This window comes from Bartonella elizabethae F9251 = ATCC 49927, from assembly GCF_000518165.1.
Classification (GTDB): Bacteria; Pseudomonadota; Alphaproteobacteria; order Rhizobiales; family Rhizobiaceae; genus Bartonella; species Bartonella elizabethae.
Map to the genome: position 1 here is coordinate 1 of NZ_JADB01000004.1, position 25812 is coordinate 25812.

Annotated in this window: 18 protein-coding genes, 1 tRNA gene and 2 pseudogenes; 9 read left to right on the forward strand and 12 right to left on the reverse strand. The window is 36.9% G+C overall.

Going from position 1 to position 25812, the window contains the following annotated elements; genetic code table 11:
* The coding region (locus T429_RS09805) for an autotransporter (protein ID WP_034456006.1) at positions 1–2753 on the reverse strand (2753 nt) is incomplete at its 3' end.
* 198 nt (positions 2754–2951) lie between these two features.
* On the opposite strand from T429_RS09805, the pseudogene T429_RS11030 reads away from it, so the two are divergent.
* Positions 2952–3483: pseudogene (locus T429_RS11030) on the forward strand (late control protein); the annotation flags it as partial.
* A gap of 492 nt (positions 3484–3975) precedes the next feature.
* Here T429_RS11030 and T429_RS0105075 read toward each other — a convergent pair.
* Positions 3976–4052, reverse strand: a tRNA-Met gene (locus tag T429_RS0105075).
* Between the two features lie 160 nt (positions 4053–4212).
* Here T429_RS0105075 and T429_RS0105080 point away from each other — a divergent pair.
* Complete coding sequence (locus T429_RS0105080) at positions 4213–5169, forward strand: Gfo/Idh/MocA family protein (RefSeq protein WP_005773140.1); 957 nt, start codon at positions 4213–4215, stop codon at positions 5167–5169.
* 50 nt (positions 5170–5219) lie between these two features.
* Complete coding sequence (locus T429_RS0105085) at positions 5220–6338, forward strand: DegT/DnrJ/EryC1/StrS family aminotransferase (protein WP_005773141.1); 1119 nt, start codon at positions 5220–5222, stop codon at positions 6336–6338.
* 330 nt (positions 6339–6668) lie between these two features.
* Here the strand turns inward: T429_RS0105085 and T429_RS11035 are convergent.
* Both T429_RS11035 and T429_RS0105100 read right to left on the reverse strand, forming a co-directional pair.
* Positions 6669–7314 (reverse strand): annotated as a pseudogene (locus tag T429_RS11035) (hypothetical protein).
* 27 nt (positions 7315–7341) lie between these two features.
* The gene (locus T429_RS0105100) at positions 7342–7938 is read right to left on the reverse strand and encodes a DUF1134 domain-containing protein (RefSeq protein WP_005773145.1); all 597 of its coding nucleotides are present in this window, start codon (positions 7936–7938) and stop codon (positions 7342–7344) included.
* A 216-nt stretch (positions 7939–8154) separates the two neighbouring features.
* On the opposite strand from T429_RS0105100, the gene chpT reads away from it, so the two are divergent.
* Positions 8155–8793 carry a histidine phosphotransferase ChpT gene (gene chpT / locus T429_RS0105105; protein WP_005773146.1) on the forward strand — a complete coding sequence of 213 codons (639 nt, stop codon included), beginning with the start codon at positions 8155–8157 and terminating at the stop codon, positions 8791–8793.
* A gap of 223 nt (positions 8794–9016) precedes the next feature.
* Here chpT and ctrA read toward each other — a convergent pair whose 3' ends face one another.
* Positions 9017–9718 (reverse strand): response regulator transcription factor CtrA, encoded by a 702-nt coding sequence (ctrA, locus tag T429_RS0105110; protein WP_005773147.1) that lies wholly within the window; start codon positions 9716–9718, stop codon positions 9017–9019.
* Between the two features lie 566 nt (positions 9719–10284).
* Here ctrA and T429_RS0105115 point away from each other — a divergent pair.
* A complete protein-coding gene (locus T429_RS0105115; protein WP_005773149.1) occupies positions 10285–10680 on the forward strand; it encodes a hypothetical protein in 396 nt (131 codons plus the stop codon).
* Positions 10681–10827: 147 nt separating this feature from the next.
* Here the strand turns inward: T429_RS0105115 and sciP are convergent, their stop codons facing one another.
* The gene (gene sciP / locus T429_RS0105120; protein WP_005773151.1) at positions 10828–11103 is read right to left on the reverse strand and encodes a CtrA inhibitor SciP; all 276 of its coding nucleotides are present in this window, start codon (positions 11101–11103) and stop codon (positions 10828–10830) included.
* A gap of 424 nt (positions 11104–11527) precedes the next feature.
* Here sciP and mnmA point away from each other — a divergent pair, with 424 nt between their 5' ends.
* A complete protein-coding gene (mnmA, locus tag T429_RS0105130; protein ID WP_005773152.1) occupies positions 11528–12751 on the forward strand; it encodes a tRNA 2-thiouridine(34) synthase MnmA in 1224 nt (407 codons plus the stop codon).
* A gap of 279 nt (positions 12752–13030) precedes the next feature.
* On the opposite strand, the gene T429_RS0105140 is transcribed toward mnmA, so the two are convergent.
* The gene (locus T429_RS0105140; RefSeq protein WP_005773153.1) at positions 13031–13849 is read right to left on the reverse strand and encodes a TrmH family RNA methyltransferase; all 819 of its coding nucleotides are present in this window, start codon (positions 13847–13849) and stop codon (positions 13031–13033) included.
* Between the two features lie 761 nt (positions 13850–14610).
* Between T429_RS0105140 and T429_RS0105155 the strand changes: the two genes are divergently transcribed.
* Positions 14611–15519, forward strand: a complete 909-nt coding sequence (locus tag T429_RS0105155; RefSeq protein ID WP_005773155.1) for a cation diffusion facilitator family transporter — start codon at positions 14611–14613, stop codon at positions 15517–15519.
* Positions 15520–15622: 103 nt separating this feature from the next.
* Here the strand turns inward: T429_RS0105155 and T429_RS0105160 are convergent, their stop codons facing one another.
* Positions 15623–16459, reverse strand: a complete 837-nt coding sequence (locus T429_RS0105160) for a DUF1460 domain-containing protein (RefSeq protein ID WP_005773156.1) — start codon at positions 16457–16459, stop codon at positions 15623–15625.
* A 647-nt stretch (positions 16460–17106) separates the two neighbouring features.
* On the opposite strand from T429_RS0105160, the gene T429_RS0105165 reads away from it, so the two are divergent.
* Positions 17107–18327: a tetracycline resistance MFS efflux pump gene (locus T429_RS0105165; protein WP_034456008.1), complete on the forward strand. Its 1221-nt coding sequence runs from the start codon at positions 17107–17109 to the stop codon at positions 18325–18327.
* Between the two features lie 315 nt (positions 18328–18642).
* Here the strand turns inward: T429_RS0105165 and carA are convergent, their stop codons facing one another.
* The gene (carA, locus tag T429_RS0105170; protein WP_005773158.1) at positions 18643–19839 is read right to left on the reverse strand and encodes a glutamine-hydrolyzing carbamoyl-phosphate synthase small subunit; all 1197 of its coding nucleotides are present in this window, start codon (positions 19837–19839) and stop codon (positions 18643–18645) included.
* Positions 19840–20098: 259 nt separating this feature from the next.
* On the opposite strand from carA, the gene T429_RS0105175 reads away from it, so the two are divergent.
* A complete protein-coding gene (locus tag T429_RS0105175; RefSeq protein WP_005773159.1) occupies positions 20099–20551 on the forward strand; it encodes a GatB/YqeY domain-containing protein in 453 nt (150 codons plus the stop codon).
* Positions 20552–21073: 522 nt separating this feature from the next.
* On the opposite strand, the gene ubiC is transcribed toward T429_RS0105175, so the two are convergent.
* The 3 genes from ubiC to T429_RS0105200 all read right to left on the reverse strand — a co-directional run bounded on the left by ubiC (position 21074) and on the right by T429_RS0105200 (position 25801).
* A complete protein-coding gene (gene ubiC / locus T429_RS0105185) occupies positions 21074–21580 on the reverse strand; it encodes a chorismate lyase (protein WP_005773162.1) in 507 nt (168 codons plus the stop codon).
* 1043 nt (positions 21581–22623) lie between these two features.
* Positions 22624–22875, reverse strand: a complete 252-nt coding sequence (locus T429_RS0105190; protein ID WP_005773163.1) for a GlsB/YeaQ/YmgE family stress response membrane protein — start codon at positions 22873–22875, stop codon at positions 22624–22626.
* Positions 22876–24109: 1234 nt separating this feature from the next.
* Complete coding sequence (locus T429_RS0105200; RefSeq protein WP_005773164.1) at positions 24110–25801, reverse strand: Na/Pi cotransporter family protein; 1692 nt, start codon at positions 25799–25801, stop codon at positions 24110–24112.
* Between the last annotated feature and the right edge of the window lie 11 nt (positions 25802–25812).

A 25812-nucleotide genomic window follows, 5' to 3' on the forward strand; every position in this document is an offset into this window, starting at 1 on the left:
AAGGAAAGCTGTCCATAGGTTCCTATAAGGCCGAAACGTGTTGTGGTATTATGTCCTTCCAGTGTTGCGAAGTTCACTCCTCCTTGTAGAGCGGCATAGCGAAGATCAGCACCGCTATAACCATATTGGCGTGGCGCGCTTTCAGAGGAGAAGGTTCCTGTGCTTCCATAGGTGTGTAAGAAAAAGCCATTCTGTTTTTCTTGTCCTTTATCTATGATCGCTGTTCTGATATTGGCCAACAATGCGTTTTGTTCAGCCATATCAGTCAATCCACTATAGAAGAGAGCATTTGGCATGACCAAATAGCTTGCCATTTGTGCTACAGGTGCATGTACATTTGCTTCAGGATGAGAACCGGACTCTGGATTAGAGCCAGATCCCTCTGGGTTAGAGCCGGCCTCTGGATTAGAATTAAGAAACTCCGGTTGTAGACGAAAATCCCAGAATTTTTCATTTTTTTCATCAAAGAGATTTTGTTTTATATCCGCTTTGCCTTGGCTTGAGTTTGGTCCATAGACGCGCAGCATATATTTATCTGGTGAACCATTTATTGTGGTATAGCCATGGGCTAATTTAAAAGAGCTTTCTTCAGCTGTTCCAGAAACTTGGATAAGAGAAAGTCCCCGTATATTTTTCTCAACATCAGAAGGTTTTTGTTGAGTGGTATTTCCTTTTAAATTAACAAAAATGTTTGTTGTTCCCGAAACATCCCCATTGATCAAAAGCCGATCGGTTTTTTGGTCAGCGATTGGTTTACCATCACTCCACCAAGTATTGAAAGAAATCTGTGTATTACCTGTTGCATTATAGACGGCTTTGGTCTCTGGTTTTCCAGAGCCTATATGCAATGTGTGGTAATGATCTTCTGTTGGTTCTTTAAAAATGAGAGAGCTGTTTTCGAGATCTAGCACAGAAATATCAGAACGTGACCTTTGAGCGATATCAAGTAAATTGCCCTCAGCATCTTTTTCTTGTGTACTGTTTTTTAAGAACCATTGTGTCCCGTTTTTCAGGACAAAGCGTACATTTCTCTCTTGTGCAATGTTTGCTCTGCCTTCTAAGGTGGAATGATCTGCATTTAATGTGAAACTGCCGATGGGTATTTCCTTAACTTCTTTATCATTCCAGACATTTTTATCTTTCCGAGAAGTTTTATTCCAAAAGATACCATCATCTAATAATATATCGGCATATATTTCTGAATCTTTGAAATTGAGCGTACCGATTGATAGAGCAGGACTATTTTCAATGTTTTTTTCAACAACAGCTCCAACAAAAATTCCTGTACCATTATCAACGTGAAAAATTGCATGGTTTAAATTGATTTCATTGTTACGATATTCTTGTGGATCCATTGGGTCAAGTGGATCATTATCAGAAAAATTTGCAAACTGTAAGCCTGAAACTTCTGCTGTTGCAGAAACATTTGTGAGATCCATATGTCCGCCATTTACTACGGCTAATGCATTTTTTTTTGCTTTTATCTCATTTTTAGTACCACTAGCCGTTTTGATCGTAGCATCTTCATCTGCAGCAAGACCAATATCAGTATCTTGAATGATTGTGTTACCATTTAATTCAATTTTGCTCTCAGGCTCCCAAATGTTTATACCAACGGTTGTTTCTTCGCTCTCACCACCGATTATTGTTAAATCACCACTGACAATTTTGCCTCCACCGTCTGCATAAAGACCTTCATCAAAGTTGCGAATGATTGTTTTGCCTGTTAATTTAATCTCACTTTCAGAGCCTTCTGAAGATACACCAGAGTGTGCAAAGTAGTCCCCCAAATTAATTGATTTTTCTCCGATGACTGTTAAATCTTCGCTAGAGATTTTGCTACCATTAATTGCTCTAAGACCATTTAAAGTATTGTTAATCGTTGTATGCCCGTGCAATTCAATTATGCTCTTCTCGCCATATGCAAAGGCGCCGGTTCCTGTACCATTTGTTGTAAGAGTAACATCCGTGGCATCGATACTCCCTTTGTTTTTTGCATGCAATGCAGAAGAATGTTCATTCTTCGTTGTTGCACTTCCTCCTATCATTATAATTTTTGAATCCGGACCGTCTGCATAGACACCATTTTTACCATATGATGTGACTGCAGCATTGTTTAAAGTAATGGAACTTCCTTGCTTTGCATATATGCTATCGTTTGTGCTCTCGAATGATCCTCCAGTGACTGTTATTTGAGAGTGATCATCTCCGACTATGGCATTAACTGCTTGAGAGACAGTGACATTTTTTAAAGTGACTGTACTGTTTTCTGTTATTATTCCATTTCCGAGTGGCGCATCGTTTTTACCACTCAATATGATCACATTTTCCAATTTGTTTTCTTGGCTGTTACTGTTTAAGAAGTGAAGGCCAGTGTCAGAAACTGTAATGATTCCCCCAGTCATTTGAAGTATCGCGTCATCTTTTATTTCAAGACCCAAACGGATATCAGAATCCGTTCCTTTAACGGTCGTTTTATCTCCCGTTAATTTAATTGCACTGCCTTTGCCTTCAGTGCTTATAACGTAGACATTTGTGTGTGAGCTTGAGTTTGTGTCTTTATTTCCGATCACCTTCAAATCAGTTCCGATGATTTGACCGCCTTTTAGAGCATGAAGAGTCTCATAAGTGGCACCTTTGATCTCTTTTTTTTCTCCAGAAACTTCAAGAGATTCAGCATGAACATTGAATTGGATATTAAACAGCACAATAGCGGCTGTCGCCATAGATGACAGAAGGGATTTTTTATACACGAATACTCTCCTTTTGAAGCCCCCAATATTATTCCCCACACTCTTCAAAAGAAGAAAAGAAATAGATATTGCTTTTCGTTAATTAGACATAACTTTGGTAATTTATTTTGTTTTCTCTGTCAAAGTTAAAGTTGAATTTATCGTTAAATACGCAATATATGGGTTTAATTTATAATTTATTTTTCAGTATATTTAAAAAATAAGTTTTTATTTTTAAGCGGGGACAATCTCCTCCTCCAGACAATTTATTAACATGAGTGTTCACATTGAGAGTTTAGTCTCGAGCCACGCACCCAATATGGCATGATAGAAGCACGATATTTTGATCGCGCAAAAGGGCAACAGCACGTTGTTACGCATCGCACAGGGTATACTGGGCCCATTCGCCGTCTGCGGACGTGTTATCCTTGTGAGCAAGAAGCACAAGCTGCGGCTGCTTCTGAGTCGGATAGGCTTTGTCGAACCATGGGCAGTGGTTCTTTAAGCCTTGAGGGGCACCCTGAAATCATGGCAGGTCAACTGCTTCTCCTGCAAGGGTTTCGAGACGAAATCAATGGCACGTGGCATGCTGCAACCGTGACCTATTGCTATGAAAAGTAAAGCGGATACATCACAGAAATAACCTTTGAAGCACCAGATAAGGGAAAAGAGGTATGAGAAAATTAAACGTATAAGAAACAGAAAATCAAAGGTGCAACCTGCTCCTTTGATCGGTCGTGATGTTTCTTGAGATTAAAGTGCAAGGTTTGCACTTTGGGTGGGAGAGAGCAATTGGGACAAGTTGTCCCTATTCCTTAAAGGAGCAATAGGGTAATGTTTACCCAATTCCTCAAACAAGTAATAGTGCAAACATTGCACAATTGCATTAATGGTACGCAATACGGTCAAGTTGACTAAATTTCTCCAAGCTTCTTTTGTTTTTTAATAATACCTCAGAAAACCGAAAAACTGTCACGCAGTTTATGCTAAAGAAAAGATACCATTTTATGCATGCTTCTTCTTAAATAATACGATTCTTTTAATGCGATTCTTGCTCATGACGGATCATCAGAAATTGAGACCTTTAAGAGAAGAAAAATAAAGACTTATTAAAGAGGCTTTAAATGATCTCTGAAAGGTCTTTGAAGACCCTTTGAGAATCCTTTAAAAATCATGTGAAAAAAAATAAATTTATACAAAACCAGCTGGCAAGCTACAACTATAAAAACTACTGTGAAAAAAATGGTAGCGGAGGAGGGATTTGAACCCCCGACACAAGGATTATGATTCCTCTGCTCTAACCTACTGAGCTACTCCGCCAAAATAAAATTATAAGTGCAAATAATTACATCTTCTGCGGATATAAGAGGTAGAATAGGGAGATGTCAAGCATCGTTTTTAAGCTTTTCTCTTGTCATTCTATTTTATCCTCGATATGTAAAAGTATAATTTTATAGATAAAGTAAGGTAAGGCATAAAAATGGTGCCACGTGTAGCGGTTTTAGGTTGCGGTCATTGGGGTGAAAACCATATACGGACACTCCACTCTCTTGGGGCTTTAGCAGCAGTTTCTGATATTAATGCTGATCGTGCTGCCAGTTTTGCAGCGATGTATGGTGTAGAGGTTGTTCCACCAGATGATCTTTTCACTCATCAAAATATTGATGCGCTCGTATTAGCGCTGCCGCCACAATTTCATACGCAAAATGTGCTGCGTGCTGTTAAAAATGGCAAAGATGTTTTGGTGGAAAAACCAATAGCATTGAGTGTTGCTGATGCTAAACGCCAAGTTCAGGAGGCTGAGGACTATGCGCGGGTTTTTATGGTGGGCCATATTTTACGTTTCCATCCGGCTTTTGAAAAAATGTGTGAATTGGTGAAAAACGGGGAATTGGGGGAGGTGCGATATATTTACTCTCATCGATTAGGCTTTGGAAAATTTCACACACACAGTGATGCTTTATGGGATCTTGCCCCTCATGATCTCTCAATGATTTTAGCGTTGACAGGATGTGAGCCTTCCGAAATTCGCGGTGAGGGGGCTGCTGTCGTTGATCAGATTTCTGATTTTTCTCATGTTCATATGACTTTTCCAAATGGTGTACGTAGTCATCTTTTTGCTTCACGTTTGAGCCCTTATCGTGAGAGGCGTTTAACTGTTGTTGGGACAAAGGCTATGCTCGTTTTTGATGATATGGAACCGTGGAGTCGTAAATTGGCAATGCACCATTTTGCCGTTTGGAAAGAGAAGCAAGAGTGGGCTTTTAGCATGGATGAGCTGAGTTACATTGATGTTTGTGAAGATTTGCCCCTTACTTGCGAATTACGGCATTTTCTTTATTGTATTCAAACGCGTCAATTACCTCGTACAAATGGTGATGATGCTATTGCGGTTTTACGGATTTTAACAGCTGCTGGTGTCAATTATGATAAATAAAAAGAGATAAGTAGTGCTTTTGTATTCTTGTGATGATCAATGGAGTTAATATGCAATTCATCGACCTTGGGGCGCAGCGGGCGCGTATTGAAGATAAAATTAATTCTGCAATTGCGCATGTGGTTGCGAGTGGTCAGTATATTTTGGGGCCAAAAGTAACAGAGTTTGAAGAAAAATTGGCTGAGTATCTTGGCGTTAAACATGTCATTGCATGTGCTAATGGAACAGATGCTTTGAAGATGCCTCTTATGGCTAAAAATATCGGTCCAGGGGATGCTGTGTTTTGTCCTAGCTTTACTTTTTCGGCGACGGCTGAAGTTGTTGCTTTGGTGGGAGCTGAGCCTGTTTTTGTGGATGTTTTACCTGATACATTTAATATTGATGTTGAAAAACTTTCTCACGCTATCGAAATGGTTAAAAAAGAGGGAAGGCTAAAGCCAAAGGCTATTATTGCTGTTGATTTATTTGGGCTTCCTGCTGACTATGTGCAAATTGCTCAAGTGGCTGCAAAGGAAAATCTGTTTGTCATTGAAGATGCTGCTCAATCTATGGGGGGAAGAAGCGGTAAGACGATGTGCGGTGCTTTTGGTGATGTGGCGGCCACAAGTTTTTATCCTGCAAAACCATTAGGGTGTTATGGCGATGGAGGCGCTATGATGACTAATGATGATGATTTGGCAGAACTTTTACGCTCTATTTTGTTTCATGGGAAAGGTGAAACACAATATGATAATGTACGGATTGGTATGAATTCACGTCTTGATAGTATTCAGGCTGCAATTTTACTCGAAAAGTTTGTAATTTTTGAAGATGAAATGGAAAAGCGTGTAGAAATTGCTCAACGCTATTCCAATGGGTTAAGAGATACTGTTACTGTTCCAGAAATAGGAGAAAATATTCGTTCTGCTTATGCACAATATACAATTAAGGTAAGAGAGCGTGATAAATTAAAAGATTTTTTACAAAAAAATTCTATCCCTACCATGATTTATTATAAAACTCCTTTACACAAACAGCTAGCTTATAAACGCTTTCCTTATGTAGAAGATTCCCTTTCTGTTTCAGAGTCTTTAGGAGAGTGTGTGTTAAGTTTACCAATGCATCCTTACTTGGCGCAAGCGGATCAGGATATAATTATCCAAAAAATAAGAGATTTTTATCACGCTTGAGAGCATGCTTTTATCTTTAAAACTTATGGTAAAAGCTTTATGTATGGGTGGTCCATCTTAGAAGGTATTTTTTGTTAGAATGTATGATGAATATTTTTTAAGTGTTATTTGCCTTTACGATTCATGAAATGCTGTCCTTTAAAGTGGTGATATGAAAAGCAAATCGAATTGCTAGATAAGGAGATGAATTTTTTCAAATCGGTGTAGGGTAAGAAATTTTTTCTTTAGTTTAGCGAGAAAGTCACGTTTAATAAAAGGCACTTGGATTATGAGAGCTACAATGAACCTTTATCGATTTTATTCTTCATTGAAGGTGTTTTAAGAGATAACTTATTGAACGGGGCTTTTAGAGGAGAGATAAGTTATTTTTTTACGAATACGTGATGCGAGGTCATTTTTACTTTTTGATTTTTGAATCAGTGTGTTTATGGGTGATGTTTTCCCCTCTTGTAGCGCTATTTGAGCTGCTAATGTTGCTGCAAGGTCTTTTGTTTCTTCACGGAATTCTTCTAGCAGCTGGTGGTTAGCCGTTATATCAAGCTTATGAGTTTGGATTTTTTGTAAATGTTGCTGATAATGTGCAATTTTTTCACGCATCATTTTGCTTTCCTGTGAAGGTGTTTGTGTTGACAATATTTTGTTTGATGGCGATCGATTCTTTGGGAGAAGTGTTTTGTGCGGGGAGGTATAGCCGATAAAGTTGTTCTATGACTTGACTCAGATGGATTTTTTGATGGGCATATTTTTTTTGCAAAGATTCATACTTTTGTTGGTTCTTTGCTAATTCTACAGCATGTTGTGCACAGATAAAATCGTGGTTTGCTTGTATTTCCGTGAGTGATAATGGAAGTTGTGCACAAACATCTTTATGCGCAAAATGAACGGCTTTACGCCAAATAAGAGGGGATAAAAGAACGAATAGCCAAGAAGTGGTGGCAACCCCAAGAATAAAAAAAAGAAACGATTGAATAAGCATAATACCCCCTTTCAAATAAGAAGACGTTTAAAACGGATTCCATGTCGGTTTCGGTGTTAATTTTAAATATCCTATGTTGATACCAAGACGTGCACCGATTCCTGTCCGTATTGGGATTAACAAGGTATCATGGTATTTGAGCACATGAAAACCAACCCCTGCAATTAAATAGGCCGAACCTGAAATACCACCATAGCGTCCCCATAAATTATTTATGCTCTTAAGATTGTAAACCAAGATCATGAGACGAGAACCTTGGCCACCAAAATCCCAGCCTACTGAAGGACCTTGCCAAAAAACTTTATGCTGACCATAACTTTTGGTAAAAACTTTTCCTTCGCCATAGGTTAATCCAGCAAAAAAGGCACCAGAAGCTTCTTCTCCTAAAATATAGGCATTGGGATAGCCATATTGTGAAAAAATATTTTGAATTGCGATTGCTAAACCACTGGTTGTTTTCCCAAAAAAAATATGACCAGAATCAATTATTTCTTGAAGTGAATAATGAGGCTCGTTTTGCTCTATTGGTTTTAGTTGAGCATGTGTAGTGTTTATGGTGACGAATAAAAGGAAGATTAAAGATATAATATTTTTGTACCAGTATTTTAGCAGAGAGAGAGCCATAGAGTTTTCTCCTTTTATTAGTGACAAACAAAAAGATAATATTAGGATTCTCATTCTATTCAAATAAAAAATAAGATGTAAGGTTATTTAAATTCTTGAATTTATTTCTGAAAACTTTTTAGCATGATTGTTAATTTTTTCTCTTATGCATCAGATGTTAAGAGTTTTTCTTTAAAATAAAGTTTGTTTTTTTGAATCTAGGAGTTTTCAATCGTTATGACGTTCGCTATTTCTTTGAAGCCTATGGATCTTGCTGCTTTGCTTTGTAGTCGACTTTGCCATGATTTAATTTCACCTGTGGGGGCTATTCAAAATGCAATGGAGCTTTATGACGATGGAGGTGCTGAAGAAGAGGCTTTGCAATTGGTGCGTTTATCCGTTGCGAGTGCTTCTGCACGTCTACAATTTGCGCGATTGGCTTTTGGTTTTGCTGGTGCAAGTGGAGGAAAAATAGAGACACGTGCCGCAGAGCAGGTTGCTCAACAATATATGCTGCAAGAAAAAGCAACTTTAAAATGGCAGGCTCCCTCTCTTTTATTACAAAAAGATGAAGTTAAACTTCTGCTGAATTTGTTATTGATTGCAAATGCAACAGTTTCTCGTGGCGGTGAAATTGTTGTTATGATTGAGCAAGAGGAAAATAAACGTTCTTTTCGATTTGAGATTGTGGGTGAAATTCTTCGTATTCCTCCACATTTTCTTGCGTTATATCATGGAAAAGCTCAAGAAGAGCTTATTGATGCACATGTCATCCAATTTTATTACACAATGTTACTTGCTGAAGTGACAGAGATGAAAATAAATATTGATGAAAGGGATCATTGTATTGTTTTAGAAAGTGTGAAAAAGCTTTGAATAAGAGAGAAGCGCTTAAGCCGTATTGGGGAAAAAGAAACTTCGGTCAAACTTACGAGCGATAAAATTATATTTGCGAATAGAGTGTGGTTATTTCTTAAGCTTTAAGCGCTTTCTATATGAGATTTTTTGTGTGCGAGTTTTTTACTTGTGACAGAGAAAAATCTCGGGAAAAATCTCGGCCCGCTACACCCCGAGATTTTACAATGTGTATTTTCACTGCTTAAGCGGTTTTTCGTACGTTCTCTTCAACTGGATCACGCAAGACATAACCACGTCCCCAAACGGTATCAATATAATTTGCATTAGAAGAGACTGCTTCCAATTTTTTCCGTAGTTTACAGATAAAAACATCAATAATTTTTAGTTCTGGTTCATCCATTCCACCGTAGAGATGATTGAGAAACATTTCTTTGGTAAGTGTTGTGCCTTTGCGCAAAGAAAGAAGCTCTAGCATTTGGTACTCTTTACCGGTTAAATGAACAGGACGCCCTGCAACTTCGACGGTTTTTGCGTCAAGGTTAACGGTGAGATCACCGGTAACAATAACTGATTGTGCATGTCCTTTAGAACGACGAACAACGGCATGAATACGCGCAATGAGTTCATCCTTATGAAAAGGTTTTGTCATATAATCGTCTGCCCCAGAGCCAAAACCACGAACCTTATCCTCAATGGCATTCATACCGGAAAGGATAAGGACAGGTGTTTTTATTTTTGCCAATCTTAGAGTTCGTAAGACATCGTACCCTGACATATCGGGTAAATTCAGATCAAGCAAAATGATATCATAATCATAGAGTTTTCCTAAATCGATACCTTCTTCACCCAGATCAGTGATATAAACATTAAAATTGGCTGACTTTAGCATCAACTCAATGCTTTGAGTAACCGCTCTATCATCTTCAATTAATAATACGCGCATTTTAGATCCCTCACTTCGCTCCTTTACGAATCACAAGGAGCATTTCTATTTTATAAACAGTTGGTAAAACCACTGTTGATAAAAACAATTCATGAAATTAAACACTTAGCAATAAAGCGTTTATAAATATTTCAGTAGTACGCGTAACAATCACTACCAAATTCCCCACTATCCATGATAGTGGTTAACAAAATATTGTTATTTTTAAAAGAGGCTACAAAATTATTTTGAAAAAATTGCGTACTTTTTAACATAATAAGAAATGAAGGGCTTTTCCTATAAACTTTAATCTAAAAAAAATCTTTTAAAAAAAGTTTTATAAATTACTTTTTTACAATTTCAGTGTTTATTTACGGAGCTTTAAACCTCTTCATTTTATAGTGGGAGGGAAAAGTGAAGAAATAGTTATGGCTCTTTAAAGAAGGTTGTGTTTGCAGATGCTTTAAGGAAGGGCGGAGTTATGGTCTTATTAATAGACTGTTTTTTTCGACTAGACATATAACTAAAACGATATGAATTGAGTATGAATGCGCGTTTTGAGTTAGCACAATCAAGGAGTAGTGAGTATGAAGCCACGGGAAAATATGGTGCGATTGAGGATGTTTCAAGTGCGTGGAAAGCGCCGTGAAATTGCACAGCTTGAAATGATGATCGCAGAATTTGAACGAATGGTGTTAGAATTGGAAACACAGATTTCTCATGAAGAACGTAAATCTGGAAACAATGATGTTCACCATTTTGCTTATTCTGCTTTTGCACGTGCTGCTCGGCAAAGACGTGATAATTTGCTCAATTCCATTCGTGATTTACAGCTTCAAAAAACAAATGCTGAAATTGCTCTTCATGAAGCGCATACAGAGCTACAATATGCACAGCTTTTGGAAGCACGAGAAAAAAAGACTGTCGCGGATGATGTGGATGATGAAGATACTTTGATTCAATCTAATTCAATGGTTGGCTAATTCAATGAATGAGTAATCAAAACAATTCTTAAAAAAGCAATTTGTCAGATTTATCTACTGAAAATAATATAAAAACAGCCAAACTTTTATTAAGTTTGGCTGTTTTTATAAAGTGCTTTATGTTATCAAATCATGATCAATGGCAACTTAATGCCTGTAATCTTGAATCTTGGTCGTTCGTAATCCCGCTAAGCCGTGTTCATCGATCAAACTTTGCCATGAAAGAAATTCTTCCACAGTCAAAGTATAGCGTTGACACGCTTCGTCAAGGCTTAACAATCCGCCTCTGACAGCCGCCACAACTTCAGCTTTGCGACGAATCACCCAGCGCCGTGTTGTTTGTGGCGGTAGGTCGGCAATTGTCAGTGGACTTCCATCTGGCCCAATAACATATTTCATTTGTGTTTTTATCAAATTGGTCATTCGTATCCTCTACCTTTCGTCAAGGACTTGATTCGTTTATAGAGTATGAAATTTAAAAAAGAGCTAAACGCGCTGAAAGAAAAAATTAATAAAGTGATTGAGCGGGTAATAAAGAAGCTTAAGCAAACTGTGTAGAAGCGCCTCTTGCAATATTTTGCTAGATTGAAAAAAAGAGAAAAAAATTTTCCTCAATGATTTTTCTAACTGATTTCCCCCAAATGATTACTATTATGCCTTATTTCTATCACTCTTTTTTATTTACAGCTGCTTTTAAGAAAATGATGCTATGGTTGTAGAAAGGATAAAAAAACAATATAAGGGCAATCAATAGCATAAAAGTGGCAAAAGCATAAAAGAAGAAGCGCATATCAGAATGTTAACATATGGCTATCCATTAATAGAGTACTAAATAGAGAATGAATACATGTTTTTGAACAGTCTTGATTTACCAGGACAACCTAAGGATTCTCGCATTGTTGTTGCAATGTCGGGGGGGGTTGATTCATCGGTTGTTGCAGGTCTTCTAAAAAAGGAAGGATATAATGTCATTGGCATTACATTGCAGCTTTATGATCATGGGGCTGCAACGCATCGGGTAGGGGCGTGTTGTGCGGGACAAGATATTGAAGATGCGCGTCGTGTTGCAGAAACGTTAGGAATACCGCATTATGTTCTTGATTATGAGAAACGCTTTCGCGAAGCTGTTATTGATCCTTTTGCAGAAAGCTATGCTCATGGAGAGACTCCAGTTCCATGTATTGCATGCAATCAGACAGTTAAGTTTGCTGATTTGTTAGCAACAGCTCGTGAATTGGGAGCCGATGCTTTGGCAACTGGACATTATATTCGTTCGCGTTCTCATGGGGCACATCGAGCACTCTTTCGTCCTCTTGATAATGATCGTGATCAAAGTTATTTTCTTTTTGCAACAACACAAGAACAGATTGATTATTTGCGTTTTCCCCTTGGAGATCTTCCAAAAGCGCGCGTTCGCGAAATGGCTGCAGAAATGGGCTTTGTGGTTGCCAATAAGCATGATAGTCAGGATATTTGTTTTGTTCCACAGGGAAAATATTCAGATGTTATCGCAAAGCTGCGTCCAGAAGCTGCTAATCCTGGTTTTATTGTCCATATTGATGGAAAGATTTTAGGCAAACACTCGGGGATTGTTAATTATACTGTTGGTCAACGTCGTGGTATTGGGGTGTCAACGGGGGAAGCGCTTTATGTGGTTTATCTCGATGTGGAAAATGCCCGTGTTATTGTTGGTCCGCGTGAAATGTTAGAAACACATAAGCTTTTTTTACGGGATGTGAATTGGCTTGGTGATGAGTCGTTGGATAATTTTCCTTCTCAAGGTATTGAAGTGGCGGTAAAGGTCCGTTCAACGCGTCCGCCTCATCTTGCGCGCTTGCATTATAAAGAAGGTGTTTTTTCCGTTGATTTGTTGGAATGTGAAAACGGTGTGGCACCAGGGCAAGCTTGCGTTCTTTATGATGGAAATGGTCATGAGGCGCGTATTCTTGGGGGAGGATTTGTAACGCATTCAGAGCGTGCGGCTGACATTGAAATGATGTTGAAACGTGTGTTGTGCAATCTTGAAACAAAAGATTCTGTTTCCTCTGAACTTAAGACAACAGCTTCATAAAAAGATAATAAATTGATTGATAATGATAATTTTATCCTTCAATTTGAATGAAAGGCTTGTGTAAATCTTTCTCAGTCAATTTTTTTATGGTTGAATCCATTCAATCCGTGTCTTTTGCCCTTTACAAGGGGGGTGCTGGACAAGTGGGCTTGTGGTGGGGAAGTTGATAAAAAGAAATGTAAAAATGTCTTTGATGGATGCTCTCAAATGCTAGGGGATAGCGACTTGTGGGGTTGGTAAAGAACACACATCATCGAATATTTGTTACAACTTAAAATCTTACCATCTTGAATGGTCAAAGTCGGTAAAATGGGCGAGAGCAATCCCTGAGGCTGTGGCAACATTGAGGCTATCAAAGCCATCAGTCATGGGAATCCGTAAGGCTTGTGATTGTTGTAGTATATGAGGTGGTAAGCCATCACCTTCTGTTCCAAAAATAAGGGCTATTCTTTTAGTTTTGTTTGCTTGCTTGAGCGTGTGTGAGGCAGAGGGAGAGAGTGCATAAAGATGAAAATTTTCATCGTTTAGAGCAGCTATAATGTCATTTATATGAGCGTTTTGCGTATAGGGTACTTTTAGGGCAGCACCAGCAGAAACTCTGATTGATTTGCGATAAAGCGGATCGCAAGAGGTTTTATCGACAATAATGCCGTGACTGGCAAAGGCTGCCGCATTACGAAAAATTGATCCCATATTATCATGATTCGAGATACCACATAAAACCAGAATCAAAGCTTTTTCTGGTAGGTTGTGTAAAAAACTTTGTAATGATGGGAGCGTTTTGCGTTTACCGATACCCAGAATACCACGATGAACATGAAAACCGGTGATACCATCCATGACTTTTTGTGAAACGCAATAAATGGGACATTGAGGTTGTGTTTTTTCTAAAAGCGGTAGAAGTCCAGGGAGGCGTTTTGCTAAGATAAGCAGCGAGAGAGGAGAAAATTCTTTCGAATGCAATAATGCGGACAATGTTATTTTACCTTCAGCAATAAATTGCTGTTGTCGTCCAACAAGATCTTTTTCACGGATATTATGATAGTCTTTTAGGCGTGGGTCATTGGTTTCGTCAATTGTTGTAATATTTAAATGCATGCGAGATTCTTAATGCTTTTTTCTTTCAATTTCCAGTTGTTAGAATTTGCTTTATTTTTAAAAAAAGAGATAAAAAATATTATTTTAAAACTTATGGTAGAATTTTTGTTGACAATATATACAGATTAGTGTATCGTAAAAATACTGATGCGGGATAATAAGTTTTGTTTTCGTATCGGGTGCAGTGTCTTGGGTCCCCGCTATTTCCCAAGTTCTGTATGCCCTTAGTTATAAGGGAAAAGAATCTGGGTCCCCAATGCCCAGATTCTTTTTGGGAGCCGTGAATCTTTTTCTTTTTTCTTTTTCTAAGTCTTTTAGCAGTCCTATTTTAAAATTTCCTTAAGCTGTAGGGGGATAGGGGAGTGCTCAGTCATTTTTTCTAAGATACAGAAATGTTTATAGGTGGCGTCATCATGCATATCATAAAATGTGAAAAAAAATGCGTGATCATGACACATTTGAGCAAAAGAAGTTTTTTCGTTCATAAAACGTGAGATGGTTTTAAGTTGTTCAGAAGATGATTCATGAAGGGAATTTGTTTATTTCCTCTTGGGAAAAGCTGTTTGTTTATGCCTTGTTTTCTTTATCCTTTATTGCTGATGCTCGTGTAACTGGGGGGCTTTTGCGATAACAAGGGTGCGTTGAGGCATTTAGCGTATGGTAGCTTCTGTAATATTGAGAAAATATTGGTGATATGTCAAAAATATCGTTATAGGGTTTAAAATATTATTCCTTATTTTCTGAAGAAAAGGACGCGTTTCATGAATGTGAAAATCAATATACAAAGCTTAACTTTATACTCCATTTTTATTGCGTGTATTGTTTTTGCTTTGAAATATTGGGCATATCACATCACAGGGTCGGTTGCACTTTATTCTGATGCATTGGAATCAATCGTCAATATCCTTGCCTCATTAGCGGCATGGTGGGCTGTTAAAGTGAGTTTGAAGCCAGCGGATCATGATCATCCTTTTGGGCATCATAAAGCGGAATATTTTTCCGCGATTCTTGAAGGAATCCTCATTATTATTGCGGCAATTGTTATTTTAAGAGAAGCGTGGATAGCACTTGCCACCGTTAAATTGTTACAGAAACCTGGAATATGGCTTGTTATTCATCTTGTTGCAACTGTTATAAATTGCATGTGGGGAATGGTTCTGCTTTGGCAGGGAAAACATCATCGCTCACCGGCTCTTAAAGCTGATGGGGTACATTTTATAACGGATGTTTTTACTTCGCTTGCAATTTTAATTGGTTTGATTGCTGGTTTTGTAGGGGGATGGGGTGTTTTAGATCCTATTTTAGCGATAATCGTTGCTGTTAATATTCTTTTACAGGGCTGGAAGGTGATTAGGAATGCTGTTCAAGGATTAATGGATGTTGGCGTTGAATTGAATGAAACCATGCGGATTCGGGAGCTGATTTCTGCCAATGCAGATGGAGCACTTGAAATCCATGATTTACGCACGCGTGTTGCTGGTAGAGTTACTTTTATAGAGTTTCATTTGGTTGTACCAGCTGTCATGCAGGTCGGAGAAGCCCATAAAATTTGTGATAAAATTGAAAGTGTTCTTCAAAAAGAATTTGATAATGTGCGCATTTCTATTCATGTCGAACCTGAAGATGAGGCAAAACTCCCTCCCGGTACAACAATGATCCCTTTTATATAAAAGTTATCATTTATATAAAATACTTTATGAGATCACAATCATGACATATCTCGCTTCATTTATTCTTTCCCCAAAATATTTTTTTCTTATTGCTGTGATGTTATTAAAGAGCCCTTAAAACAATGATTCCTGGTGTTTTTGCAACATAATCCATAAAAGGGGAATCAACGACTTTTTCATTTGCTTTTCGTGAAGAGGCATTTCGTAACATTGGGCCTTTATCCGTCATGATAAAGAACCCCACATGTGTCACATCCAATCCTGCAATTTTTGTATAAATGCCAATGAAATCACCTGATTTTAAACGGCTTATAACCTCTTCATTAATAAAGTTACTTGGAATATACGTTATTGTGCGTTTTACAACAGGAAGTCCAGGAAGATAGTTTCTATCATCAGCTTTTTTATTGAGATATTTTTCTATACTCACCGCATGAGGACTTATTTCAGCGGTAATATCAGCGGCGAGTTTATATTCTCTATAAGCCCAGTCTGTAAAAAAATGTTTTCGATTTAAAAAATGGACTTTACCCTTAATGTAACGCGTTCTTATGACGTTATTAATGAATTCTTTTGGGGATGTTGATTTGCGCAATGCTTCAACATAATCTAGATACGTGAAGCAATCTAAGCCTCTAAAATCAATAATGAGTTTTTCTGGTATCTTTTCTGAGCCCTGTAACATATTTGCTTTGTAAGGTGTCCCTAAAAAAGCTTTAGAAAAAAAATCAATCAGGGCTCCCTTTTCGGGATCATTTATTTCTGAACGTTTTTTGAGAAGAGCATTTAATTTATTTAAAGTATAGGGATCTAGCTCTATGTTGGTTGTTTGTTGAGTGTCTCTTTTTTTTTCTAAAATACCCTTTTGTGAATCAGAGTTTTGAACATCACATCCTGTCACGAATATTAAAGTGAGAATTAACAGGGATATTTTTCGCATTTTATACACTATTTTAAAATTCACAGCTCATGGAGAACTTTCACTAAAAGGGGTATTGCCTCATGCTTATTCGTTAGACCATTATTGGATTTAATAATAGCATATAATCATTGATGGCTTCAATAAATATGATCCGTTTTTACAGTGTTAAGCTATTCTGATGATGCTTCTTTAAGGTTATCGTATATTCTGAGGATGAGAAAAATTTTTAAGAGCTTATCTTTTGTAATGTTTTAATGATTATAGGCTCTCTGATCTATTCAATAAAATTACGATTTTTGAGAGGTGTGGTATGAGTGGGGGGAATAATGATTGATAAAGTCAATTATAATTTCTTGAAAACTATATAATGTCTCTAAAATTATTAGGATCTTCTATCTCTTCGGAGATCTTATTAATGATTTTCTCTCATGAATATTTGTTCGTTTAATTTTAAAAAAATATAATTCATACTTCGATAATTATATACCAAGTAAAAAATAATTTTATATTTTTATCTTGACTCTTTTTAAAATTTTTACTTTGTTATTATTTTGCATGTGAAATTTATACGGTATAGAGTACTTAAAAAAGAAGAGGGTAAAAGAAAGCGGGGGTGTAACTGTGCGTGTAAAATGAGTAACTGAGTGTAAAATAGTATGTATGTTATGCAAGATCACAGGCTCAATCCGAAATTTGTTCGACGTGGGCTCATTTTAGTGTTTATCACTTTATTGTTAGATATTCTTGGCATTGCAATTATTTGTCCCGTTTTGCCTGAATATTTTTCTCAGTTAACTGGAAAAGATGTCAGCACATCTTTTGTAGAAAGAGGAAAATTACTTGCAGCTTATTCAGTGATGCAGTTTTTGTTTGCTCCTGTTATTGGCAATCTTTCTGATCGTTATGGTCGTCGTCCTGTTTTACTTGTTTCTATTATCTGTTTTGCTCTTGATAATCTGATATGTGCTATAGCATGGTGCTATTCTATGTTATTTATCGGGCGTCTTTTATCAGGAATAAGTGGTGCTAGTTTTGCAACGTGTACAGCTTATCTTGCTGATATATCCGATGAAAAAAACCGTACACGCAATTTTGGTCTATTAGGGGTTGCCTCTGCATTAGGGTTTATTTTGGGGTCATTTATTGGTGGTTTTTTAGGTCAGTTTGGTCCGCGTATTCCGTTTTATTTTGCTGCTGGTTTTTCACTCATTAATTTTATTTTTGCTTGGATTATGCTTCCTGAGACTCTTTCTTTATGGAATCGGCGCTTTTTTGATATTAAGCGGGCAAATCCTTTAGGTGCTTTTTGGCAATTGAAGCAATATCCGATGGTTCTTTGGGTATTGTTAGTCTTTTTTCTTTATTGGTTTGCGGAATCTGTATGGCTAAGCATTTGGGCGTTCATTGCAAAAGAACGCTATGAGTGGAGTTCGTTTTCCATAGGAATATCCTATAGCGTTTTTGGGATAGGACAATTTATTGTTGTCGCTCTTATTTTGCCTTATTTTTCTAAACGATGGAGCGATTGGCGTATTACGATAGTGGGGCTTTTGTTTGCATCCATTGCTATGCTAGGCTATACCTTCGCAACAAAGGGGTGGATGGTTTATATGGTCTGTGTATGTACAATGCTTGAATATCTTGTTCATGCACCTATTCGTGCTATTGCTTCAGCACAGGTGCCGACAAATGTACAAGGAGAACTACAAGGAGCCATGACATCTGTTGTTTCATTGAGTTTAATATTTGGTTCTGTTTTTTATGTGTTTCTCTTTGAATGTTTTACAGATAAAAATGCACTGTTTTATTTTTCTGGTGCTCCCTTTGTTGGGGGCTTTTTGCTTCTTATCGTTGCAACGGTCATTTTTACTTTGCGCGTACGTTAATTTGTTGAAGGGGGTTAGTAAAAATATTTTGCGAGAGAATGCTCAAAAAATTACATTTAATAAGCAAAAATTTTTTGTGATATTTGTTTTGTAAAGTATTGGATAAATACCGATCTATCTTTCTCATTCACTGCAAATAATTTTCTGTTTTGTGATATGGTTGTGTATCGTAAAGCTTATGTTTTTTGCTTATTTCCATTTAGTGTTCAGGGAGAGCAGCCTGTTGAAAAACCGCATCAGTGTTGTACAAACAATTTCAGTTTTTTATACTCAAATGGAAAGTAAAATGCTGCATATATTTATTTGCATCTTATTTTAAGATATTTTTTTATAATTCATAATGAGATCAGAAAAATGCTGAAAGAGGTAGTGACTATCTTGTGGTCCCGGAGAAGCTTCGGGGTGATATTGAACAGAAAAAACGGGCTTTCCAATGATTCGAATACCACAGTTTGAACCGTCAAAGAGAGAGATATGTGTTTCTTGAACATGTTTTGGTAAAGAGGTTGCATCGACAGCAAAGCCATGATTCATCGATACAATTTCAACTTTTCCACTGTTAAGGTCTTTAACGGGATGGTTTGCACCATGATGTCCTTGGTGCATTTTTATGGTTTTTGCGCCAACTGTCAGAGCGAGAAGTTGATGACCAAGACATATTCCAAAAATTGGTAAATGATGATCAATCAATGTTTTGATCGTTGGAATGGCATATTGAGCTGTAGCCGCCGGATCTCCTGGACCATTAGAAAGAAAAACACCATCAGGATTCATTGCCAGAATTTCTTTTGCACTGGTGTGGGCGGGCACAACAGTAATGCGTGCTTTTTGTGTTGCCATAAGGCGAAGAATATTGCGTTTAATACCATAGTCAATGGCAACGATATGAAGATTGTGCACATTATTTGTGCCATATCCTTTATTCCAACGCCATGGTTCTTCATCCCATTGCATTGACGATTGAGATGTCACTTCTTTCGTAAGATCAAGATTGACGAGACCATGCCATTTTTGTGCACGTTTTTTTAAAGAAGGAATATCAAAATTTCCATCAGGATCATGCACAATGACAGCATTTTGCGCACCTTTTTCACGAATAAGAATTGTGAGTGCGCGTGTATCAATACCACAAAGAGCAATAATTTTATGGGCTTTAAGCCATTGATGAAGGTTTTCATTGGCACGATAGTTTGAAGGATGTGTAATATCTGCCTTGAAAATAGCGCCAACAGCACCGTGGTCGTTGAGAGGCGTGAGAGCTTCGATATCTTCACTATTTGCCCCTACATTTCCTATATGAGGAAATGTAAAATTAACAATTTGTTGTGTGTATGATGGGTCTGTAAGGATTTCTTCATAGCCTGTGATGGCGGTGTTAAAACATACTTCAGCTTCAGCAATACCTGTCGCACCTGCTCCTTTACCTTCAATGACAGTTCCATCAGCAAGAACTAAGAGGGCTGTAGGTTTGCTAACACTCCAAGAGCTGCTCGATGAAATTGTTTGTATCATAGTGTGTATCCACAATTTATTTTCTGAAAGGTATAATGATTAACTTTACACAAAAATTATACCGCTAACAGATGCTGTGTCTATTATTCTAGTCATGTTTTGCTTAAAGCAGAGAGTATAAGGGCATTCCATGAAGAGGTAAAGTCTTGTTTTTATCTTTTCTAAGATCGAGTTCTCGATTATTTTTTTATCCTCCATTGCAAGATGGATAAAGATTGGTTAAAAAGCATTTTCCGTTTGAACAAAATTGGATAAATTTATGTTGCGTGACCAGATTGATGGGGCTCTTAAGGCTGCTTTGAAAGCGCAAGATAGTGCGCGTCTTGCTACACTTCGTTTAATGAATGCTGCGGTTAGAGATCGTGATATTCTTTATTATGATGAAGGGAAGCTAGAAGTTGATGATCAGCAGATACAGTCTGTTTTTACGAAAATGCTTCAACAGCGTGAAGCGTTAATGCGTGTCTATAAAGAGTCTGGTTGCTTGGAGTTAGCAGAGAAAGAACAAGCCGAAATAGAAGTTATTCGTGAATTTCTTCCTTATCAGCTTAAAGAGATGGAAGTAGAACAGGTTATTTGTGAGGCTTTGGCACAAACGAAAGCTAAAAAATTACGTGATATCGGTAAGGTGATGACGTGGCTTAAGGAACGCTACGCAGGGCAAATGAATTTTTCTAAAGTGTGCAATAGTCTTCGTAAAAAATTGCAATAGATCTTATCATTTCAAAGAAATTAGAAGATATTTTTTATTGTGTGAGGCTTTTGTTAGGTTAGTAAAATATTGGTTCATAATCTTTATCTTATGCATAAAGCTTTTATCAAAAAATACTCCTTTGAAATGAACAAATCTGTTTTGGAGGCTTATGGAGCGATAAAATATTTTTTTCTATTTTATATTTTGCTGTTCTTCAAAGTTATTAAATTATGAAACAAACAAAAAGATTATAGAGATTTTTACTTTTAAACAGATTGATTGTCTTCAATTAAAGTTAAAAAAATAGGATGATGAGAAAAAGCTAACTTATCCAAATTTTAAAATTTTGGGAGGCGTTTATTGTTGTCTTTTTTGATGATTTAGAGCGTTTTTTTGATGAAAGAGTTGCTGTTATTTTCCAAGAGTGGTGATTATTTGGCAAGAAGTTTAAATGCAGATGGTTTTGAATTTTTTTTTGCTCTGATACCCCTTTTAAGCTATGCAAAATCCATACATTATGCAGAATAAAATGAATATCCTCTATTTATGGGTATACAGGGGTGAATCGGTTAAAAACAGTTCAGTGAGCAACAATGGCTTACCCGTTAGCCGCAAACGGGAACGGCGTGCCCATAGCGTGCCTTGTTGTCCAATATGAATGTAATCGCGGGTTAGTTTGTCACTGTTAAATAAATAGTGTCCTAAGGGGGTCGTTCCTAAATGCATCAAGGCTTGATTGTGGTGGAGGGTTTCTTGTGGAATGACAGTGCGTCCGAGGAGCCAAGGTTTATTATCGCCCATTAAGATGACTTCGCGTAGCCAATAACGCGCATTTTTGGGGAGATGTTCTGCTTCTTCCTTTAATTTATCGCGTGTAATAAAACATTCGCGTTGTTGTTGAACTTGAAAACAGGTGCAATATTTTTTTAATCGAAGCGTCATTGAGCCCGATTCCATGAGCCAGTCCCGAATGTTTTCTGGTATGGGAGGATTTTGATCAAAGAACCACTTCAGAGGTGGTAAGATGGAATCTTCAAGATCAGACATCGTTTTACTCCACATCTAAAATTCTATTCCATATGTTATGCTGAGTGCGCTGAAGAGATGGCTTTATGTCGTACAGGCGTATGAAAGCAGCAAGATTTTAACAGAAAAATATCAAAGGGAACACCGAAAGAAAAGATCTTTAAAAGAAGATATGTGGAAAATAGGTTATAGAGTTTTTTGATAACACGAGGGAAATGGGTAGATATTTCGTGTTTTAGCATTCGTTTGTAACGCTGAGGAAAAAGAGAGGAAGAATTCATCTATATAAGACAATATAAAGAGGAAATTTTAAAAGGAGAAAAACCCTTAATATAGTTTTAAAAGTCGGATACACAGAGCTTTTGAATTAAGGTGGAAAGGTGAGCGTATTTTTTATAATACAGGGAGCATTAATTCGATAGATTTTAAGTATAAGTATTAATATGTTTTCATTGTTATAAATTAATGTAAAAGAATATATCATCATTTAAATTTTTATATTCAATACCTTGGATTCCTTTAATTGATCAATAATAAAAATATGGAAAAGAAAAAAGGAGGATATCAACTTTATAGCGTTTATTTTTTTATTATTTTGCGCTTACTTCCTATCTTTATCGTTTGAGAATACAAAAGGGCTCTTCGGTTTTTTTTAGTAAAAATGGTCTTGTTGCTGAAGTGTATAGACATTAGGTATTACGTGGTAGGATCTTTAATCATCATCATGATTGGTTTTAGTCGCCTTTATAGATTGCGATGACACTGCGATGAGCTGGATTTGTGTGTTTGCCTACAAAAACACGGTACAAAATAAGTTCGTCTTTCATTAAAATAATGCTTACACCCTTCCTGATATGCCTAGGCTTATATAGATATTGAAGAAGGATGCGTTATAAAGTTTTTTACTGTTTTTCGTTAAGATATATGATGGTGTATGCTAGAAATTTGAGCTTAAGCACCTCACCATCATACCCCAAACAGGTATCAATGTATTACGCAGAAATATTCTAAAATATTTCAATTATTTTATTGAACACCCAAAGGTGATGGAATAAATAAAAGCCTTATGATCGAATTTTTCGTCCTATCCATATAAGAATACAGGCTCCTATAAAACCTGAAATAAGATAACCGAGCCAACCACCAAAACTTACGCCTAAAAGACTAAAAAGGAAACTCGCTAAGGCAGCGCCAATAATCCCTAAGATAATATTTAACAATATTCCGGTCTGGCTTTTCATAATATACTGTGCAGCCCAACCTGCAACCGCGCCGATAATGATAGCTGCAATCCAACCGATGTTTGCATTTTCCATGATACTCTCCTTTGCCTGCATTTAGATTGTAACTAGAGTAAACTTTGTAAAGATCAAGGTTTATTCCCTTTTTACCCAGTGGAAAGGATATTTTTGTTAGAGATTTTACTTATTAATTTCCTGTATATTAAAATAATACTGATATTTATATCAGTATAATATCTAATTATTATAAATATATATAAAAAATTTTAATTTATAAAGAAATAATTTAATTTAAAATATGATTTAAAAATAAAATATTTGTAAAAATATTTTAAGAATAAATAAAGTGTATTTATCATTTTTTTAAACTATTGTTTTATAAAAATTTTTGAAAAATAATTCACATTAAAATAATAAGATAAATGAATATTTAAAGATTTGGCACTTGCCAATTGATATCAACATTGTTTGAAATGAAATTAAAACTGTTTTGTTAATGCGTTATAAAATGCTGTATAAATTCAATCTCTACAAATATTGATATAAATGTTTATGGACATAAACGTTGCAATTAGGAGGTATTTTGCATTCCTTATTAGATATTTCTTTACTTTGCTACTCCTGTGAAGTGGTCGCTTTTTTACGAGGTGAATTTAGGCTGGAACGATCATACTTTTTGCCATCTCCTTATAGAGACCTCTCCCAAACCCTATTTTATGATTTTTATGATAATGTCTGTGAAGAGGGAAAAATTCATTAAGCATCCCCATCTTTGGGCTTCATAAAAGAGCAAGCGATAGCATTACACACTTACTTCGAATGTTGCGAGAGTTCTTGGTTTTTAAGACAGTTCATAAGAGGTGTTTTAAGTCTTTTTTTGTATCATCTTATTCCATACGGAATTATCCACATTTTAATGTGTAAGTGAATGGTTTTGATTGATTTAACAAGGAATGGCTTTGGAATGAGAGAATCTTACAATATCTTGGGGGCTCCTTCAATATAAATGAGTAAATTATCATTATAAATCAATCTATTGCTTTATATGAAATACAGTTTTTGCTTTAAGAAGGCGAGACATTCTTTGTTCAAGAGCTTTATTCTACATGGGGTATGGGGCAAACCGCTTAAGTGCAAGCAAATAATTTTGGGAAATTCATTATGAATAGATTAAAAATGAGAGAAATTTACACGATTGAAGAGAGTGCATTTAAAACGTCTAAAATATTTATTAAATCAATATGTTAAGCAAGATATTTAAAAGTTCAAAATTGAGTAATCGATAGGATGCGTTTCTTGTTTGGAAAGTTTAAGATTTTTCTGTTTGTTCTTCAGCAGGGTTGCGTAGGCGTGAACTTTGAAGAAGACCTTGTTCTTCTAAGATAGGGTAGATCATTGAGGTCAACAGAGAGTTAATTTGTTTGAGGTCGCGGACAGTATCAAGATGAAGACTGGACGATTCTACATTTTTGAGATCTCCCTCACGCAAGCGTTTAAAATGTTTTAAACTCATCTCTTTTTCTAAGTTTCGTAGTTGATCTTTTTTTTGCACCAATAGATGGGCCGTGTGGGTGTCACGGGAGACGAGAACATTAAATGCGATATGCGCGTTGGCCAGTACAATGGCATGGAAACGAAGGAGATCATCCCAGCCTTCGTTGCTGAACTTTAGATTTTTTTGTTGTTTCTTTTTAACCAGCATCAGCATATTGTGAATAATGATATCGCCTGCTTGGTCTAATTTTATACAGGCACCTAGAAGCTCTTGTGTTTTAAGAGCTTCTTCATCCGATAATTTTTGTCCCGCTAATCGTGCAAGATAAAGTTTGATGGCGATATGTTTTTTGTCCAATATGGTGTTTAGTTGATTGAGTTCAGCAATAATATGGAGATCTGGCTCTTCATAAAGTCCCATGATTTTTTCTAGCATAATGTCGACAAGATCACAAATATGAATAACTTCACGCATGACATTGGAGAGCGCTAGAGCTGGGCGTTCAAGAACGCTATCATCAAGAGCTGTTTGATCCGATAAATTGAGCGTTTTATTGGTTTGCGTTTTTTTTGTACTCATATGAACGATTTGAGTGGTCAATTTTAAAACCCATTTTGAAAGCGGTATTCCAGCGAGGAGAATGAAAATATTAAAAATGATATGGGCGTTGATAACTTGAGTAGGAGCGTCATTGCCAAGCCATGTGATGGGTGGTTGAAAAGACAAAAATAAGATCAGCACAAGGATTGAACCGGCTCCACGCATGAGTAAATTGCCTAAGGGAACAAGACGGGTATTGGGAGAAGCGTTGCGTGTTAAAAGCGGTGCTATAAGAGAAGAGCCAAAGTTGACACCAAGAACCATGATAACGCAAAGTTGTGTATGGATAAGGTCGTAGTTTGCAAAATTAACCAGCAAAATGATTCCTGCAATGGATGAATGTAAGAGATAGGTTAAAGCCGCAGCCAACAAAAAAGTTGAAACAGGATCGGTGGAAAGGTAACGAATGATGCTCGGCAAAATTTCGCTATCCCGCAAAGGTTCTGTCGCTGTACTGATCATTTGTAAAGACAAAATCAAAAGACCAATACCGATGACAATACGTCCTATTTGGCGCCACTCACGTTTTTGTGTTGTCATGAAGATACAAGTACCAATTAAAAGGCAAAGGGGTACAACAAGTGTGAGATCGTAGGTGAGAATTTTAACAACGAGTGCTGATCCTAACTCTCCTCCACGTACAGCCATAAGTCCTGCTACTCCAGAGACAAAACCAGATTCAACAAAAGAACCAACGAGGAGCGTTATGGCTGTAGAGCTCTGTAAGATCATCGCTGTAAAAAGTCCAAAACTTACAGCAAACAATGGTTTCGAGATGACGTGGCGCAGGTTATATTTAAGCCTGTCACCATAGGCGCGCTCAATTCCTGTGCGCACCATGCGTGTGGCCCAGAGAAGTAAAGAAACAGCGCCAGCAAGATGGAGGAGTACCAATGAGCCATTCATGATACTTTTTC

Coding starts and splice junctions, on each gene's coding strand:
- ctrA (WP_005773147.1), bottom strand. CDS start 9,718: ATGCGCGTATTATTAATTGAAGATGATAGAGCGGTTACTCAAAGCATT.
- T429_RS0105160 (WP_005773156.1), bottom strand. CDS start 16,459: ATGCGAAAAATATCCCTGTTAATTCTCACTTTAATATTCGTGACAGGA.
- T429_RS0105200 (WP_005773164.1), bottom strand. CDS start 25,801: ATGAATGGCTCATTGGTACTCCTCCATCTTGCTGGCGCTGTTTCTTTA.
- T429_RS0105115 (WP_005773149.1), top strand. CDS start 10,285: ATGAAGCCACGGGAAAATATGGTGCGATTGAGGATGTTTCAAGTGCGT.
- mnmA (WP_005773152.1), top strand. CDS start 11,528: ATGTTTTTGAACAGTCTTGATTTACCAGGACAACCTAAGGATTCTCGC.
- ubiC (WP_005773162.1), bottom strand. CDS start 21,580: ATGTCTGATCTTGAAGATTCCATCTTACCACCTCTGAAGTGGTTCTTT.
- T429_RS0105190 (WP_005773163.1), bottom strand. CDS start 22,875: ATGGAAAATGCAAACATCGGTTGGATTGCAGCTATCATTATCGGCGCG.
- T429_RS0105080 (WP_005773140.1), top strand. CDS start 4,213: ATGGTGCCACGTGTAGCGGTTTTAGGTTGCGGTCATTGGGGTGAAAAC.
- sciP (WP_005773151.1), bottom strand. CDS start 11,103: ATGACCAATTTGATAAAAACACAAATGAAATATGTTATTGGGCCAGAT.
- T429_RS0105175 (WP_005773159.1), top strand. CDS start 20,099: ATGTTGCGTGACCAGATTGATGGGGCTCTTAAGGCTGCTTTGAAAGCG.
- T429_RS0105085 (WP_005773141.1), top strand. CDS start 5,220: ATGCAATTCATCGACCTTGGGGCGCAGCGGGCGCGTATTGAAGATAAA.
- T429_RS0105165 (WP_034456008.1), top strand. CDS start 17,107: ATGCAAGATCACAGGCTCAATCCGAAATTTGTTCGACGTGGGCTCATT.
- T429_RS0105100 (WP_005773145.1), bottom strand. CDS start 7,938: ATGGCTCTCTCTCTGCTAAAATACTGGTACAAAAATATTATATCTTTA.
- carA (WP_005773158.1), bottom strand. CDS start 19,839: ATGATACAAACAATTTCATCGAGCAGCTCTTGGAGTGTTAGCAAACCT.
- T429_RS0105155 (WP_005773155.1), top strand. CDS start 14,611: ATGAATGTGAAAATCAATATACAAAGCTTAACTTTATACTCCATTTTT.
- T429_RS0105140 (WP_005773153.1), bottom strand. CDS start 13,849: ATGCATTTAAATATTACAACAATTGACGAAACCAATGACCCACGCCTA.
- chpT (WP_005773146.1), top strand. CDS start 8,155: ATGACGTTCGCTATTTCTTTGAAGCCTATGGATCTTGCTGCTTTGCTT.